General features: G+C 62.7%; 13 protein-coding genes and 1 tRNA gene. 5 read left to right on the top strand and 9 right to left on the bottom strand.

Annotated features, from left to right (window positions below; genetic code table 11):
• Positions 1-21: 21 nt before the first annotated feature.
• Positions 22-1,782, bottom strand: coding sequence for an arginine--tRNA ligase (gene argS / locus JNC62_RS07195; protein ID WP_374837317.1), 1,761 nt, complete (start codon positions 1,780-1,782; stop codon positions 22-24).
• A gap of 66 nt (positions 1,783-1,848) precedes the next feature.
• A complete protein-coding gene (locus JNC62_RS07190; RefSeq protein ID WP_374837315.1) occupies positions 1,849-3,066 on the bottom strand; it encodes a deoxyguanosinetriphosphate triphosphohydrolase in 1,218 nt (405 codons plus the stop codon).
• A gap of 211 nt (positions 3,067-3,277) precedes the next feature.
• Between JNC62_RS07190 and erpA the strand changes: the two genes are divergently transcribed.
• Complete coding sequence (gene erpA / locus JNC62_RS07185) at positions 3,278-3,610, top strand: iron-sulfur cluster insertion protein ErpA (RefSeq protein ID WP_374837314.1); 333 nt, start codon at positions 3,278-3,280, stop codon at positions 3,608-3,610.
• A 61-nt stretch (positions 3,611-3,671) separates the two neighbouring features.
• Positions 3,672-4,454 (top strand): exodeoxyribonuclease III, encoded by a 783-nt coding sequence (gene xth, locus JNC62_RS07180; protein ID WP_374837459.1) that lies wholly within the window; start codon positions 3,672-3,674, stop codon positions 4,452-4,454.
• Positions 4,455-4,511: 57 nt separating this feature from the next.
• On the opposite strand, the gene exoR is transcribed toward xth, so the two are convergent.
• The 6 genes from exoR to JNC62_RS07150 all read right to left on the bottom strand — a co-directional run bounded on the left by exoR (position 4,512) and on the right by JNC62_RS07150 (position 13,928).
• Positions 4,512-5,315, bottom strand: coding sequence for an exopolysaccharide production regulator ExoR (exoR, locus tag JNC62_RS07175; protein WP_374837312.1), 804 nt, complete (start codon positions 5,313-5,315; stop codon positions 4,512-4,514).
• 449 nt (positions 5,316-5,764) lie between these two features.
• A complete protein-coding gene (locus JNC62_RS07170) occupies positions 5,765-7,078 on the bottom strand; it encodes an outer membrane protein transport protein (RefSeq protein ID WP_374837310.1) in 1,314 nt (437 codons plus the stop codon).
• A gap of 345 nt (positions 7,079-7,423) precedes the next feature.
• Positions 7,424-10,264, bottom strand: a complete 2,841-nt coding sequence (locus JNC62_RS07165; protein WP_374837308.1) for a valine--tRNA ligase — start codon at positions 10,262-10,264, stop codon at positions 7,424-7,426.
• Between the two features lie 315 nt (positions 10,265-10,579).
• Positions 10,580-11,362, bottom strand: coding sequence for a PopZ family protein (locus tag JNC62_RS07160; RefSeq protein ID WP_374837306.1), 783 nt, complete (start codon positions 11,360-11,362; stop codon positions 10,580-10,582).
• A 167-nt stretch (positions 11,363-11,529) separates the two neighbouring features.
• The gene (locus JNC62_RS07155) at positions 11,530-12,936 is read right to left on the bottom strand and encodes a TolC family outer membrane protein (RefSeq protein WP_374837457.1); all 1,407 of its coding nucleotides are present in this window, start codon (positions 12,934-12,936) and stop codon (positions 11,530-11,532) included.
• Between the two features lie 341 nt (positions 12,937-13,277).
• On the bottom strand, positions 13,278-13,928 hold the full coding sequence (locus JNC62_RS07150; RefSeq protein WP_374837304.1) for a protein-L-isoaspartate O-methyltransferase family protein: 651 nt from the start codon (positions 13,926-13,928) through the stop codon (positions 13,278-13,280).
• A gap of 339 nt (positions 13,929-14,267) precedes the next feature.
• On the opposite strand from JNC62_RS07150, the gene exbB reads away from it, so the two are divergent.
• The 3 genes from exbB (at position 14,268) to JNC62_RS07135 (ending at position 16,039) form a co-directional block, all read left to right on the top strand.
• Complete coding sequence (exbB, locus tag JNC62_RS07145) at positions 14,268-15,299, top strand: tonB-system energizer ExbB (RefSeq protein WP_374837455.1); 1,032 nt, start codon at positions 14,268-14,270, stop codon at positions 15,297-15,299.
• A gap of 3 nt (positions 15,300-15,302) precedes the next feature.
• Positions 15,303-15,731, top strand: coding sequence for a TonB system transport protein ExbD (gene exbD / locus JNC62_RS07140; RefSeq protein WP_374837302.1), 429 nt, complete (start codon positions 15,303-15,305; stop codon positions 15,729-15,731).
• Between the two features lie 140 nt (positions 15,732-15,871).
• Positions 15,872-16,039, top strand: a complete 168-nt coding sequence (locus JNC62_RS07135; RefSeq protein ID WP_374837300.1) for a hypothetical protein — start codon at positions 15,872-15,874, stop codon at positions 16,037-16,039.
• An 877-nt stretch (positions 16,040-16,916) separates the two neighbouring features.
• Here the strand turns inward: JNC62_RS07135 and JNC62_RS07130 are convergent.
• Positions 16,917-16,990 (bottom strand) — tRNA-Cys (locus tag JNC62_RS07130).
• Positions 16,991-17,002: the final 12 nt, after the last annotated feature.

The following is a 17,002-nucleotide window of genomic DNA, read 5'->3' as shown; positions in this document are numbered from 1 at the left end:
TATTGTGGGCAAATGGTGACACTACCGCATCTCGTCCGGGGCGACAGTGCCTGTAATGGCAAGGCCCGACTTTAGAACAGATGCGACGGCATACACCAGCCCGAGTCTGGCTATACTCAATTCTCGGTTTTTATCATTAACAAAACGTAAGTCGGGCTGATCCTTGCCCTTGTTCCAGTGCGCATGGAAAGCGCTTGCCAGATCATAGAGGTAGAAGGCAATGCGGTGCGGCTCGTGGGCCGACGCCGCCGCCTCGACCACGCGCGGATACTCGGCAAGCTTGGCAAGCAACTGCAGTTCAGCGGGGTCGGCGATCTTGTCCTTCACTGCCGAAGCGAGATCAAGACCATCGAAATCAACGTCCGGGAAGGCTTCCGCCGCCTGGCGGAAGACCGACATGCACCGCGCGTGCGCGTACTGCACGTAGAATACCGGATTGTCCTTCGACTGCTCGGTCACCTTGGCGAAATCGAAATCGAGCGGCTCGGAGCTCTTGCGATAGAGCATCATGAAGCGCACCGAATCACGACCCACCTCCTCGACGACATCGCGCAGCGTGACGAAGTCGCCCGAGCGCTTCGACATCTTCACCGGCTCGCCGTTGCGATAGAGCTTGACGAGCTGGCACAGGAGAACCGTCAGCTTCGCCTTGTCCTCGGAGATCGCGCGGCAGACGGCTTCAAGCCGCTTGACGTAACCGCCGTGATCGGCGCCGAGCACATAGATCATCTCGTCGAAGCCGCGATCGAACTTTTCCTTGAAGTAGGCCACGTCGGCGGCGAAATAGGTGTAGCTGCCATCGGACTTGATCAACGGCCGGTCGATGTCGTCGCCCACCTCCGTCGAACGGAACAGGGTCTGCTCGCGGTCTTCCCAATCCTCCGGCAACTGCCCCTTCGGCGGCGGCAGCACGCCCTTGTAGACATGGCCCTTGAAGGTCAGATCGTTGATCGCCGTCCGGATCGGTGCGCCGCCATTGGCGTGCAGCGTGCGCTCGGAGAAGAAAACGTCATGGGAGACGTTCAGCGCCAGCAAATCGTCGCGGATCATCGCCATCATCGCGTCGATGGTGCGGTCCTTGACGATCGGCAGCCACTTTTCCTCCGGCATCAGCCGAAGGCTCGAGCCGAACTCGGCTGCCAGCGCTTCGCCGACCGGGACGAGATAATCGCCCGGATACAGGCCGGCCGGGATCTCGCCAATGGTCTCGCCGAGCGCCTGGCGATAGCGCAGGAACGCCGACCGGGCGAGGACGTCGACCTGCGAGCCGGCGTCGTTGATGTAGTATTCCTTGGTCACGCCGTAGCCGGCGAAAGCCAGAAGATTGGCCAGCGCATCGCCAACGACGGCGCCGCGGCAATGACCGACATGCATGGGACCGGTCGGGTTGGCCGAAACATACTCGACGTTGATCTTGCGCCCCGAACCCACCTGGCTGCGGCCGAATTCCGTGCCCTGGCGGATGATGTCGGCGAGCACCTTCTGCCAATAGCCGACCGACAGGCGGACGTTGATGAAGCCGGGACCGGCCACGGAAACCTCGGCCACTTCCGGGTCCTCGCGCAGCTTGCCGACGATCAGTTCGGCCAGCGCGCGCGGATTGGTGCCGAGCGCCTTGGCCAGCACCATTGCGGCGTTCGTCGCCACGTCACCGTGGCTGGCATCGCGCGGCGGCTCGACACCGACTCGAGAAAAATCGACCTCGGCGCGCTTCTCACGCACGACATCAAGTTCTTCCAGTACGCTTTTGATTCTGGTCTCGAAATCGACAAAGAGGTTCATGTCATCCATCCGTGCGCAAAGCGCGCCACACGCTCAAAGCGCTGAAATTCCGGGTTGGCCGGGTGACTATCGCAATTCCGGGGTGCGGTCAAACAGCCGTCTGTGGGTATCGATTGCATAATTGTCGGTCATGCCGGCCAGGTAATCACCGACGTGGCGCGCCTTGGCGGCCTCGGGCATCTCGCGGATATGGTCTACCCAATAGTGGCCCCGCATCTGCTGCGGGTCGTTCATGAACGCATGGAACAAGTCCGTGACGATCGCAGCGGCATCGGCGCGCACCCGCATAACCTCGGGATGACGGTAGATGCGGGAGAACAGCATCTTCTTGATCGCCTTGTCGGTCGCGGCAAACGAATCGGAAAACGTCGCCAGGACGCGCCCGGCCTGGCGCACGTCGTCCACAGATTCCGGCCGCACCTCCCGCAGCGCCGCCTGCGCATAGCCGATCACGTCCTCGACCATGGCGGTGATCTGCCGGCGCATGATCTCGTGGGTGAAGCGGGATGGCTCCAGCCCCGGATAAAGGCGCCGCACCTCCGCCATCAGCCCGACGAGGAAGGGCACCTCTTCCAGCATCTCCAGCGTAAGATAGCCCGCCCGAAGTCCGTCATCGATATCGTGGGTGTTGTAGGCAATGTCGTCGGCAATGGCGGCAACCTGTGCCTCGAGGCTGGCGTAACTGGCAAGCTCGAGATCGTGCAGGGCGCAATAGTCGAGGATCGGCTGGGGCACGGGGCCGCGGGTGCCCTCGCCTTGCGGCGTCAGCAGCGGCCCATTGTGCTTGACCAGCCCTTCCAGGCTTTCCCAGGTCAGGTTCAGCCCGTCGAACTCCGCATACCGCCGCTCCAGCTTGGTGACGATGCGCAGCGACTGCGCATTGTGGTCAAAGCCCCCGTAGGGCGCCAGAACCTCGTGCAGGGCGTCCTCGCCCGTATGCCCAAACGGCGTATGGCCGAAATCATGCACCAGCGCCACGCCCTCGGCGAGATCCTCGTCGAGCTTCAACGCGCGGGCAAGCGCGCGTGCGATCTGCGCCACCTCGATCGTATGGGTCAGTCGGGTGCGGTAATGGTCTCCGTCGGCGGCAATGAAGACCTGGGTCTTGTGCTTCAGCCGGCGAAACGCGGTGGTGTGGACGATCCGGTCGCGGTCCCGCTGGAAGTCGGAGCGAGTCGGACTTTGGCTCTCTTCAAAAAGCCTTCCGCGACTCGACCATGGATCGGCCGCATAGATTGCCCTCTGGCCTGCGCCGAACCCGAGGGCGTGTCTGTCCAGTGTCATAGCTCACCTGCTTCGGGCCGCCCATTGACGCGGCCCCGACGCCTTCATACCTATAGTGTGCACAGCGTAAAGGCGCACTGCAAGAAGCATGCTTCTTTATATATGAGATCAATCACTTATCTCAGCGCACTTTGACGGTGCAGCAGCCGATTGGCAAGGATCGGCAAGGGAATCGAATCTCGGCGGACCTTGACCCCGCCCGGAGGCCGCCATGAGCGACAGGAACGTCACCCTTTCGGACGCAGCAGCCAAGCGGATTGCCACCATTCTCGGCGCCGATCCGACCAAGACGGCGATGCGCGTGTCGGTCGAAGGCGGCGGCTGCTCCGGCTTTTCCTACAAGTTCGACCTGGTGGACGACTCCGAAGCGGACGATCTGGTTCTGGAGAAGGGCAACGCGCGCGTGCTGATCGATCAGATCTCGCTCGTCTACATGGACGGCGCCGAAATCGACTTCGTCGACGATCTCATGGGCCAGTCGTTCCAGATCAGGAATCCCAACGCGGTCGCAAGCTGCGGCTGCGGCACCAGCTTTTCAATTTGACCGCTTCGACGGCTTCGCCGCCATATTCACCCAAACCGATCGTCCAGAAAGACAGATGCCGATGAAGATCGCGACCTGGAACATCAACGGCGTGCGCGCCCGTATCGACAATCTCCTGACCTGGCTCAGGGAATCGGCCCCGGACATCGTGGCGCTGCAGGAAATCAAATGCCAGGACGACGCCTTTCCGCGCTTCGAGGTCGAGGCGCTCGGCTATCACGTCGAGACGCACGGCCAGAAGGGCTTCAATGGCGTCGCACTTCTGTCGAAAATCCGCCCGGACGAGATCAGCCGCGGACTACCCGGGGGCGATGGCGACGAACAATCGCGTTTCATCGAGGGCGTGTTTTCCATCAATGGCGGCGTCATTCGGGTCTGTTCGATCTATCTTCCGAACGGCAACCCGCCCGAGGATCCGACGAAATACCCCTACAAGCTCGCCTGGATGGACCGGCTGGTGGCGTTCGCGCAGGACCGGCTGGCGCTCGAGGAACCCATCGTGCTCGCCGGGGACTACAACGTCATTCCCGAACCTCACGACTGCTGGGACGTGAAGGTCTGGCAGGGCGACGCGCTCTATCTGCCGCCCACGCGGCAGGCGTTCCGGCGACTTGAGAACCTCGGCTACACCGATGCCGTGCGCGCGTCGACCGACGAGACACCGCTCTATACATTCTGGGACTACCAGGCCGGCTGCTGGCAGAAGAACAAGGGCATCCGCATCGACCACCTGATGCTCTCGCCCGAGGCGTCCGATCGCCTTGTCTGCACCGCCGTGGAAAAGCACGTGCGCAACTGGGAAAAGCCGTCAGATCACGTGCCGGTGGTCGGCCATTTCGCCTGACGCGGCGATGCCGCCCTGAGCGAGGCGGCTATCGGAGACGGGGATCGAACCTCAGGTCTAATTGACGCCCTGCTTCATCTGCTGCGTCATCGAGACGGCTGCGCGGCGGTCTTTCTCGCTGGCGAGCGAAAAGGCCTGCTCCTGCATCTCCTGCAGCCAGCCGCAATCCTTCGGGGCGCAATTGTCGACAGCCGCGGTCATCATGGCCAGTCCGCGAGCCGACTGCCCTTCCTGGAAGATCAGATTGCCCAGCAGGCCCATGGCGCCGGCATGGCCATGCTTCTGGGCCCTGTTCAGCCACTTCTTGGCCTGATGGACGTTGGCCGACCCGCCCTCTCCGGACAGGATCATGCGCGCCAACTCGAACTGCGCCTCCGGAATGCCGAAGGTCGACGCGGCCTGGAAATAAAGTTGTCGCGCCTGCCCCAGATCGATCTTCACCGGCGTGTCCGGGATGCCGCGGCGGTAGTAACCGGCGAGCGCAATGAGCGCATTGGCGAAAAAGCCGGTGTCGTCCGACCCGGGCTCCACGCCCTGGCTGGCAATCGCGCTGTACATCTTGAAGGCCTCGAGATCGTTCTCGGCCACGCCGTCGCCGTCGGCATACATGTTGGCGAGCGCCCAGCGCGAGCCGGTGTGTCCCTTCTCGGCCGCATAGCGATAGGCTTCGATGGCGTCTTCCTTGCGGCCTTCCTTGTAGGAAAAGAAGCCGAACTTGAACAGGTCGAACGGGCGGCTCTCCTTGTTCACGCCCGACGCCGGATCGAGGGCGTAAGCTTCCGTCGCCGCCAGCCCGTTGCCCAAAGACAGACAGAGACCAAAGGCCAGACATTTTATCGAAAGTGACTCAGACTTGGACATGGCTATAACGATCTTCCACCCTGCCCCTTGTCGGGGTGGATGCGGTTTTCGAAAGGACAAACAGTGACTTGAAGAGGACTACCGATGGACCGCACGCTTGCCAGGCGCCATGCGACTTGTCTGCCGATGCCACGCGCAACCCGCGCTTCTCCGGCAATCTTGTCAACAACGGCATCACCAATGGCACCACTCGGTTCATCGTTTCCTTCGGCGCCTTTCCAGCGCGCTCTCGGGCCTATCGCTGCTCCCCGTTTGTGGCGGGAAATGGACAAGACGGTCCGCCGTTCCTGTCTAGCAAACTATCGCAAAGAATGTGTTGCCAAATCGGCACAGACACCGGAAGGCGAGTCCCGCCTGCCGAGCAGCGCTCTTTGCGACCGTCGCAGAGCATCGGATACAAAAAAGGCCCGGGTATGACCCGGACCCCGTCTCGACTGTTGGCCCCGGGATCAGAACTTGACCTTCAACTCGGCCGACAGGGCCGAGACCAAGTCAGTGCCGTACTCGTAGCTGATGGAGGTCAGGCTGACCGGATTGGACTCGCCGCTGGTCAATAGGCCGAGCGCCCCGGCGAAACGCAGCTCGACGTTCTCCGTGGGCGTATAGGCGGTGCCAAGACCGACGGTCCAACTGTCCGAATGCGCGCCGGTCACGGTGCTCGTGCCGCGGTCCCAGGTGAGGCTCACGCCGCCGCTCCACTGTTCGTTGATCTTGTGGCCGACGCCGCCCGTCACGGTCCAGCCATCGCGATAGAAGAGGTCGAGCGCGGTCAGCGGCACCCCCGTCGCATCGCCACAGAAGGCCGCACTGCCGTCGCAAGTGAACGCGACCGACTGCAGCAGGCTCCAGTTCGTCCACTTGACGGAACCGAAAGCAAGCCAGTCAGGGGCGATGCCGGACTGCAGCTTCAGTTCCAGCGAATCCGGCAAGGTCGCTGAACCCGTTACCGGAGTCTTCTGTCCGAATACACGCTCGTAGATTGCCCGTTTCAGCGGGTTTGTTTCCAGCAACGCCGTGGCCGCAGGAACCCCGGTCAGGTCGAGCGTTCCATCAATGCTGTCATACTTGACCCTGCTATTGTAGACGAGGCTTGCGCGAATGGCATATTCGGGAATTTCGTAACCGACACCCAGCCGCCATCCGCCGCTGCGATCCTCCATGTCTTCAAGCCGGCCAAGCCCGCTGAAGCCGGAGAAATCCAATCCCCCAAGCATCGCCCCGAGGGCCGGCAGTACTTCCGGCGCGAACACGACAGCCTCCTTGTGGCCGCCGATCTCCTGGTAAAAGCCGCCACCGATCACCCGGAACTGGCCCGGTCCGGCATCGAACTTGTAGGAGCACGCGCCGCCAAAGTTGCGGCTGAACACCTCGATCTCGGACATATCCTTGGCGCCGGCCCAGAAGCGCCCGGGATTGGAGCTGGCGCCCCATGGCTCCGAATAGTCGATCATGCAGTCGATCGAATCGCCAATTGCCGCTTTCGCGCCGACATAAGGATCGACGTAGTTCTCAGAGCCGTCCGCGGAGGTGGAATAGCCGATGCTGTTGAGGTTCGTCTCTGCCGGAACGCTGTGATCCACCGCGTTCTTGATCCTGCGGTTCGGCATCACGTAAATCACCGTGCTGTCGAAGACATAGGGCGATTTTTCGAACAGCAGGTCGACGTCGTAGCCGTGACGTTCGAGTCCGCCGGCGAGCGCGGTGCTCGACAGCGCGAACGCGGCAAGCCCCAAAGCGCCCGACCTCAGTGTATTTCTGTGCATGGAGTTCCCCTGGCAATCACCGCGCCGGCCAGCTCAAACCGTCGCAGCGGCCGGAGTATCGGAAAGTGCGCGTGGCTTTGCAAACGGGCGGACTGTGCAGGACGCTCCGAGGAGACCGATCGGATTCCGCAAGCTTTATGCGGCGATGCCAGAATTGCAGCGTTCTAGAATTTTTTTCGCCCAAACCGCGCGCAATGCTGCAAGCTGAGGTACCACATTCCACAATCGCGGTGGCATGTCACATTTCGACCACATCGGCTGTTTTGGTCGGGCTCAACAAGACACAACCGCGCCACCAAACGGCGCGGTTGCATTGTTCCCGTAAAGATGGCGGCCCTGACCGACTCAGCCGGCCTCGGCGACCCGGGCAAGCGCGATGCCGAGGCTCGACAGTTGCTGCTCCAGTTCGGCAAGCCTCTCGCGCTCGGCTTCGACCACCTCAGGCTTCGCGTTGGCGACGAACTTGTCGTTGCCGAGCTTGCCGCGAATGCGATCGGCCTCGGCGCTAGCCTTGGCGATCGCCTTCTCCAGGCGCGACGTCTCGGCGGCGAGATCAATCAGGCTACCGAGCGGCAGGCACGCCGTCGCCTCGCCGACCACGATCTGCGCGGACCCTTTCGGCGCGTCGTCGGCGAGCGTGATCGCATCGACGCGGGCAAGCCTGCGAATTGCCGGCTCGTGACGCTCCAGGCGGATCCGCGTCTGCGCGTTTGCACCGACGACGACCAGCGGCGCAACGGCCGCCGGGGGGACGTTCATTTCGGCGCGCGCGGAACGGATGCCGGAGACGAGATCGACCAGCCAGTTGATCTCGTCGGCGGCTGCGTCGTCCGCATAGGCCGGCGTCGGCCATTCGGCATGGCAGATCAGGCCAAGGCGCTCGTTGCCCTCGCCCGCCGTATGTGCCCAGAGCTCTTCGGTCATGAAGGGCATGAAGGGATGGAGGAGCTTGTAGGTCTCCTCAAGCACATAGGCGGCGCAGGCCTGCGATTCGGCCTTGGCGCCCTCGTCCTCGCCGTTGAACACCGGCTTCAGCAGTTCGAGATACCAGTCGCAGAACTGGTTCCAGATGAAGCGATAGAGGGTTCCGGCCGCGTCGTTGAAGCGGTAGCTCTCGATCGCCTCCGTCACGTCTCGGGCGGTGCGAGCGAGTTCGGTGAGGATCCAGCGGTTGATCGTCAGGGAGGCCGCTTCCGGCACGAATTGCGGATCGATCTTCACGCCGTTCATCTCGGCAAACCGGGTGGCGTTCCAGAGCTTGGTGCCGAAATTGCGATAACCGGCGATCCGCGCCGGGTCGAGCTTCACGTCGCGACCCTGCGCGGCCATGATGGCCAGCGTGAAGCGCAGTGCGTCGGCGCCGTACTCGTCGATAAGGTCGAGCGGATCGATGACGTTGCCCTTCGACTTCGACATCTTCTGCCCATTCTTGTCGCGCACCAGCGCGTGGACATAGACGGTGTGGAACGGCTCGACCGGGTTGCCGAGTTCGTCCTTCATGAAGTGCAGGCCCATCATCATCATCCGGGCAACCCAGAAGAAGATGATGTCGAAGCCGGTGACGAGCACATCGGTCTGGTAGTAGCGCTCCAGCTCCGGCGTTTCCTTCGGCCAGCCGAGCGTGGAGAACGGCCAGAGCGCCGACGAGAACCAGGTGTCGAGCACGTCCTCGTCGCGGGTCAGGATCTCGCCGGGCTTGAAGTTTTCCAGCTTCTCTTCGACCCAGGCCTTCCACGGGCCTTCATGGGCGATGTAGTGCTGGATCGCGGCGTGCAGCGCCTCTTCCTCGGTCTTCTCGACGAAGACCTGGCCGTCCGGGCCGTACCAGGCCGGGATCTGATGGCCCCACCACAGCTGGCGCGAGACACACCAGGGCTGGATGTTCTCCATCCACTCGAAATAAGTCTTTTCCCAGTTCTTCGGCACAAACTTCGTGCGACCTTCGCGCACCGAGGCGATCGCCGGCTTGGCCAGCGTCTTGGCGTCGACATACCACTGCTCGGTCAGGCGCGGCTCGATCGGCACGCCGCCTCGGTCGCCGTGCGGCACCGTGTGCTTGTGCGGCTCGATCTTGTCGACGAGCCCGGCTTCCTCGAGGATCTCAACGATGATCTTGCGCGCCTCGAACCGGTCCTTGCCCTCCAACTGATCCCAGGCGCCATGCAGTGCTGCGGGATGATCGAGGCCCTCGAGGAAGTCCTCGTTGTCCTTGATGGTGATCCGTCCCTCGATCGTCAGCACGTTGATGGCGCGCAGGCCGCGGCGCTTGCCGACCTCGAAGTCGTTGAAGTCGTGGGCGGGCGTCATCTTGACGGCGCCGGTTCCGGCCGTCGGGTCCGGGTATTCATCGGCGACGATCGGAATGCGTCGGCCGACGATCGGCAGGATGACGTGCTTGCCGACGATCTTTTGGTAGCGCTCGTCGTCCGGGTGGACCGCCACGCCGGTATCGCCGAGCATCGTTTCCGGTCGCGTCGTCGCCACCACCAGATAGTCGCGCGTTTCCCATTCAACCGGCTTGCCGTCGTCATCGAAGGCGACCGGATGCTGATAGGTGACGCCCGGCTCGAGCGGATAGCGAAGGTGCCAGAGGTTGCCGTTGACCTCGACCTGCTCGACCTCAAGGTCGGAGATGGCGGTCAGAAGCTTCGGGTCCCAGTTCACAAGGCGCTTGTCCTTGTAGATCAGCCCTTCCTTGTAGAGCGAGACGAAGACCTCGAGCACGGCCTCGGAGAGACCCTCGTCCATGGTGAAGCGCTCGCGCGACCAGTCGCACGACGCGCCGAGACGGCGCAGCTGGTTGAATATCAGGCCGCCGGATTCGGCCTTCCATTCCCAGACCTTTTCGATGAAAGCCTCGCGGCCCATCTCGCGACGGTGCTGCTGCTTTTCCATCAGCTTGCGCTCGACAACCATCTGGGTGGCAATGCCGGCATGGTCCATGCCGGGCTGCCACAGCACGTCCTTGCCGCGCATGCGCTCGAAGCGCACCATGATGTCCTGCAGCGTGTTGTTGAGCGCGTGGCCCATGTGCAGCGAACCGGTCACGTTCGGCGGCGGAATCACGATCGAGAAGGTTTCGGCGCCGGGCTTGGCGCCGGCCCCGGCGCGGAAGGCATCCGCGTCCTCCCAGACTTTCGCAATTCTCGGTTCTACGGCCGCGGAATCATAGTTTTTCTCAAGCATCTTACTGGCCATACCCATTGTTGCAGTCATCGGGTTCTAAACCGGATGCCCATATTGAAGTCAACAACAACAAGAGAAAAGCCACGCCAGCCGACGCGGCCCCGTACCGACCCGCGCCGATATTGCCCTGCCGCAGGAACCTGTTCGATTCCGTTTCGGCTCCATGCAACCGGTCGATATTCGCGCGGGCCTATTGCGCCTGGCGGATCCGATCGGATCCGCAAAGGAGGCGTTAGCATCAGAATCCGCGCAAAATGCGATCCGAACCAACAGGGCGTTCTGCGCAGGCGCGGGTGGGAATGATTGCGGGATCGCCTACCGGCGCGGGCCGCGCGCCACGCGGGCGATTTCCTCTCGCACCAGCCGCTCCACCAAGGTCGGCAGATTGTCGTCGAGCCACTCCTGCAGCATCGGCCGAAGCATTTCCTCGGCGATCTCGTCGAATGACCGGCGCGGACCGGCCTCGACGGCCTCCGCCAGCGCACCGAAAGAGTTGGCGACCTGCGCACCCACGGCCGGCGAGACGAGGGATACGGACGCAGCCGTCAGCGCCACTTCGGATACCGGCGCAGCAGCGGCAACGTCGGCTCCGTCGGCGACATCAAACCCGGACGGCCGAAAGTCCTCTTGCGCGATCGCGTCTTGCGGCCGAACGCCCGCGGTCCCCGATGGCATCATGCGCGCCGTCGTCAGCGGACTGGTGTTCTGCCGGGGCGCCGTGTCGACGGACAGTTCGACCCTGCCGACATTGTCTTCGCGCGGCTGCATGCCGCCGCGCTCCGAGGCCGCACGCACGCGCGCAGCAACGTCGGCCAGCGACATTGCCGGCTGCGGCGTGCGCGGTTCCGGCTGAGCCGGGGACGTTGCGGTCACCTCGATCTCGTTCGTTGCAGCGGCGCGGCGCGCCTCCTCGGCGTGAAAGTCGGCGACAATAGTCTCCTCATCGAAGCTATCGCCGCTCGATGACGCCTCGGCGTCAGCCGTCTGGATCAGCACCGGCGGGGGCCCCAGGGGGGGCTCGTTGCTCTCGATGATCCGACGGATCGACGCCAGGATCTCGTCCATCGAGGGTTCACGCGCTACATTTGGCTGAGCCATTTTCATCCCCGTTCACTGCAACTCGCAACCGATGACGAACACGATACGGGGTTCGATGCGGTGCGAATAAGCAAGAGCATAGGCCACTCGCGAGGGCAAAAAAATCGTCGCGAATCAACTCTTAACAGTGATGCACAGAATTGTGGGCCCTGCCAATGCGCGGGGGATCAGCGGCCGTCGACGGTGCGCAGGCCGAACCACTTGTCCTTGACGGCTTCGTAGTGGTCGCCGGCGCGATATTCGGCAACCTGCAGGCCCTGGTCGCGGACCGTCAGACGCCCAATCGATGCAAGCAGCGAATAGCTGGCCACGACCGCGATGCGCTGGGAAATCACCAGCCGCTCCTGTGCGTCGAGCACGGTCTGCTGGGCGATGAGCACGTCCAGCGTGGTCCGCTGGCCGACATTGCGCTCCTCGACGACGCCCGCAAGCGCCAGGTTCGCTGCTTCGATTTCCGCCTCGTTGGCCTTGATCGCAGCAAGTGCGGCCTCGAACTGCGTGTAGACGGAAATGATCGTCTGCTGCACCTCGAGACGGGCCGAATCGACGAGGATGCGCTGCTGGCCGAGCCGTTCCTTGGCCTGGCGGATCTGGCCGTATTCGGCGCCGCCCTGGTAAAGCGGGATCGTCACGCGGGCGGAGATGCTGCCGGCAACGTTGTCGTTCGTGCTGCCGCTGTCGTTCACCGACTTGAACACGTCACCCTGGAGGGAGACGCCCGGCAACATTGTGCCCTCGGCGGCCTTGACGTTGTAACCGGCCGCATCGACGCTGCGTTCCGCAGAGAGAATCTGCGGATTGTCGCGCAGTCCGGCCGCAACCGCCTGGTCGAGGTTCCGCGGAACGCCGCGCGTGGCCGGCGGCGGCTGCTTGATGTTCTTCGGCTGGTCACCGACGATCTGGAAATAGACCGCCTCGCTCGATTTCAGCGCCGCCCGCGCGGAAACCAGTAGGGCCTCGGCCTCGGCGAGCTGGGCCTCGGCCAGGCTCACGTCCGTCTGGGTTCCCTCGCCGACATTGAGGCGGGCCTTGGAAGCGTTGAGCTGCTCGCGCAGGAACGCCAGGTTCTTCTGGCGGATGACGACGATCGCCTGGTCGCGGGCGATGTTGGTATAGGCCTCGACGGCGGCAAGAAGGATCGAGATTTCCTGCGCGCGCAGCGCCTCGCGGTTGGCGAGCACGTTTGCCTCGGCAGAGCGCACCCGATTTAGCGTCTGGAAGCCGTCGAAGATCTGTTGGGTAATTGAAATGCCGTAGGAGGAGGTAAAGGTATCCCTACGCCCCAGCGGCTGCGAACATCCGAACACCGGTGAAGGAGTAACCGCACAGTCTTTGTCGAATTGCCGTCTCGTCGCATTCGCTTCCGCCACGCCATTAATCTGCGGGCGCATGGCGGCCTTGGCGATGGTCACATTCTCGTCGATGGCGCGCAGCGCCGCCCGAGCGGCATTCAGATCCGGGTTGTTCGCGTAGGTCTTTGCCATGGCGCCCGCGAGCGTTTCGGCCGAAACTGATTGAGTCGTCGCCAGCAGGAAGGGAACGAGCGCCGCTGCCAGGGCGGTCTTGCGAATCATGGACACGTACAACTCCAGACTGGACCGGCGGACCGGTCCCGCTTTACGCAACAACGACACCGACCGGTGTCGCGACACGCATGATTTCCCCGCGACTGCAGCGCTCGCATCGGTCGCCGCAGTCAAGTTTCAAGCCGTCACCTGTATCTTTTCCCCACCCTCAGCACAAGTGATGAGGGACCATTGCACTTTAATTCCGACCGCATCAGAGTAACATTCCACAGGGCTGTCGCAACTCCAATCCTACGCACACCAGTGCGCTCGGTGCGCAACGCACGTGAAGACATGCTAAATTACAACAAAATCCTTTCCGAAATCCGACTCGAATTTTCGGCGAATTTTCAGAACACGAACTCGGCAGCCTTGCGGAAGCCCGGCAGCGGCTTGACGGCCGTGTTGAAGGCGGCGCGCTGCGAGACAACACCGCGCTCCTTGACGAAAAGCCGCGCCTGCGACGCGTTGCCGTAGCCCTGCACGACAACCAGCCGCCCGCCATCCCGCAACTGGCCGAAGAGCGCCTCCGGAATGATCTCGACGGCGCCATCAACGACAATCACGTCATAGGGGGATTCGGCGCCATAGCCTTTTTCCAGATCGCCGGTGACGACAGCGACATTGTCATAGCCATGCTCGGCCAGGGTCTCGCTGGCCTTCACCGCAAGCGCTTCATCGCTCTCCAGCGCAACCACCGAACCGGCGAGCGTCGACAGGATGGCCGAGACATAGCCGGTCCCGCAGCCAACCTCGAGAACCAGGTCTTCCTTGGTGATCGCGGCCAATTGGACAAGTTTTGCCAGCGGCGACGGAGACATCAGATAACGACCCGGCGCAAGCTCGATGTCATTGTCGATGTAGGCGAGCGGCTTCATTGCAGCCGGAACGAACGCTTCGCGGGGCACAGACAGGAACGCCTCGAGCACGGAATGCGATGTGACGTCCGTGGTCCGGATCTGGTTGTCGACCATTTTGATGCGCGCTGCGGTATAGTCCATCATTGCTGCCCTGTCAGAAGCTCGCGGCCGTTTGTCCGGCCGGCGGATATATTCAGCCTGTCTTAATGCGCTTTCGCATTGGGTGTCCATATCCATTGCTGCCACCTATGGGCAAAAAAATGACGCAGGATGACAACGCTGCCGACAAAAAACATGAGTATCTACCTCATATTAATATTGCCGGGCAGTGAAATTTCGTTGTATCGATCACCTGGACATCAATCCGCGCGGGGCGCGCTCACCGCGCGCCTGGCAAGCGGAGCATCAGAGGATCCAACCTTGACGAAACGGCCCCAACTGGCCGCGGCGTTCGCCGCATTCGGCCTCGTGTTCTCCACCATGCCGGGCCTGGCCCAACAGGCCCCTCCCGCCAGCGGCGACGCGCAAACGCAAACCCGCCCGACGGCCGCGGCTGCAGGGCGGGCTTCGAACGGGGCGATATCGACACCCGGATCGGTTGCCACCGTGGCGGCAGACGCGGCGCCAGCGGCGCCCGCCCCCACCGCGGCCACAGCGCAGAACCTACAGTTCGGCACCTCGTCCGAGGTGAAAGTGCCGGTGTCCGATCACGAGGCACGTCCGGCAGCCAATGCCGAAATCGCCACCGCCGCGGCCGTACGTCAGACCGACCTGCCGCATAACCTGTCGGCCTGGGGCATGTTCATGGCGGCCGACAGGGTCGTCAAGACCGTGATGATCGGCCTCGCCGCCGCGTCCGTCGCCACCTGGACGGTGCTCATCGCCAAGATCATCGAACTCGGTGCGGTCCAACGCGCGCTCGGCCGTGCCATGCGTTGCCTGACCGCCGCACCGGGGCTCGCGGCGGCCGAGGAAATGCTCGCCGGCCACCGGGACGCCCCCGCCCAGATGGTCAAGGCGGCGCGCGAAGAAATGGACGGTTCGGACGCGGTGATCGACCTGATTTCCGACGTCGGCGTGAAGGAACGGGTCGCCTCGCGCCTCCAGCGAATGGAGGTCCGGGCCGGAAGACGGATCGCCAAGGGAACCGGCCTGCTCGCAACGATCGGCTCGACTGCGCCTTTCGTCGGCCTCTTCGGCACCGTCTGGGGCATCATGAACGCGTTCATCGGCATCTCGAAGGCGCAGACGACCAACCTCGCCATCGTCGCGCCGGGCATCGCCGAGGCTTTGCTGGCAACGGCGATCGGGCTGGTGGCGGCCATCCCCGCCGTCGTCATCTACAACGTTCTGGTCCGCGCCATTACCGGCTACCGGCAGGGATTGACCGACGCCTCGGCGGCGATCGAGCGCCTGGTCAGCCGCGACCTCGACAGGCGCCGGGCGAAGCTTGCGGCCCAACGCGGCACCGGCAACGCGCGCCCCGATCCAGCCCTCGTCCGGATCGGGTGAACCATGGCCGGCAGGATCAGGGACCCCGAACGCGACGATCTTGGGGAAAACAGCGAGATCAACGTCACCCCGTTCATCGATGTCATGCTCGTGCTGCTCATCATCTTCATGGTGGCGGCGCCGCTTGCAACGGTCGACGTTGACGTCGACCTCCCCTCCTCCGCCGCCAGGCCCGTCCCGCGGGATGATGACAAGCCGGTGTTCGTGACGCTGAAGAATGACCTGGCACTTTCGCTGGGCAACGGCACGGTGACGCGCGAGACATTCGCCGCGGAACTGGATGCGATCACGCAGGGCAACAGGGAGACACGCATCCTGCTTCGCGCCGACAAGACTGTCGATTATGGCGCCGTCATGGAGGTGATGAACCTGCTGCAGGCAGCCGGCTATCCGAAGATCGCCCTGGTCGGCCTTGAGACCGCGCCCAACTGACCTCGCCAGCCGCGGCAGCGTTCCGCTCCGCCCGGTGCCAATTCATCGCCCAACCCCTGCGACTGCGGCGATCCTCTTGCCACCCAACGGCAACGAGAGGTAGATTGACCAATGCCACATGCCCGGCAATGGAGGACGCCATGACCTACCGTGCTACGATCACCATGCTTGTTCTGGCGCTTCTTGCACTGTCCGGGTGCGCCACGCAATCCGGCGCCTACAATACGACCTACGCGGATTATCCAGGCCCTTCGCCCGATGCGGAAATCACCGGGATGCGCACCGGGACGATCAACGCCCAGTACTAAAGCGGGTCGCGATCCTTCGGATGCGCATCCCGCGCTTTAAGTCCTTGTTTTATCGCATGTGGTTTTCGCAAAACCGCTGCGCGACATGCCTTAGACTGCGACCGGTGCGGGGTCTGGGACAGGATCGTCTTAATATCCGAGGCGCGCGACCAATCCCGAAACATGTCGGTTGAAGAGAATCCCTCAACGCGACCGGCGGACCGCCGGTCGCATTCTTTCCGGCCACAGCAGCTGTTTCCCCTCTGATTGCTCCCCCTTTGGCGGGGTTTCTTTCTTGCAAACGGCAGCCCGGCCGTCACGCTGAATTGATCGTCAGACACCGTGAAGTTACCGCCCCTCTTACACACGGGGTATATAGTATTGTTTGCCGTCCATTACTACAGAAAGACTGGCGTTTACTGTCCGGCATGTGGTTTCGCTGGGCATCTGGAGATGTGTCATGCGCCTAGCCCTGACAATTGCAGCCATTGCAACAATAGCCCTCGCTGCTTCGCCTGTAGCCTTCGCCAGGGAAAGCAACTCTCAGCACGATCATAGCGAACATAGCGACCATCATGACCATGGCGATCACGAGCATGGGGATCATAATCATGGCGATCATAACCATGGGGATCACGACCATGGGCACCAGGTGATTCGCGATAACAGTCTGGTTACTCAATCGAACCAAGGGGAAGATCACTACGTCAACCAGTTCTGCAACCAGCCATGGTGCCCGTGGCATCTACGCTAGTTGAACCACCACGCCGGCACTGGCCGCGGAGTATCGCGTGGTGCACGAGGCCAATAGCAGGAAGTGCGAGGTCGCCGACAAAAAGCCAGGCAATCGCCGGCGCCGTACCCTCATCAACATATTGAATTTCTGAAGAAAATAAGGTGGAGGCCTCGCCCGGAATCGAACCGGGGTGCAAGGATTTGCAGTCCTCTGCGTAACCACTCCGCCACGAGGCCGTCCGTTTGCTT

The organism is Mycoplana ramosa (assembly GCF_041930185.1).
Classification (GTDB): Bacteria; Pseudomonadota; Alphaproteobacteria; order Rhizobiales; family Rhizobiaceae; genus Mycoplana; species Mycoplana ramosa.
The sequence above is the reverse complement of the archived record's forward strand: the minus strand, read 5'-3'. Positions and strand labels throughout refer to the sequence as shown.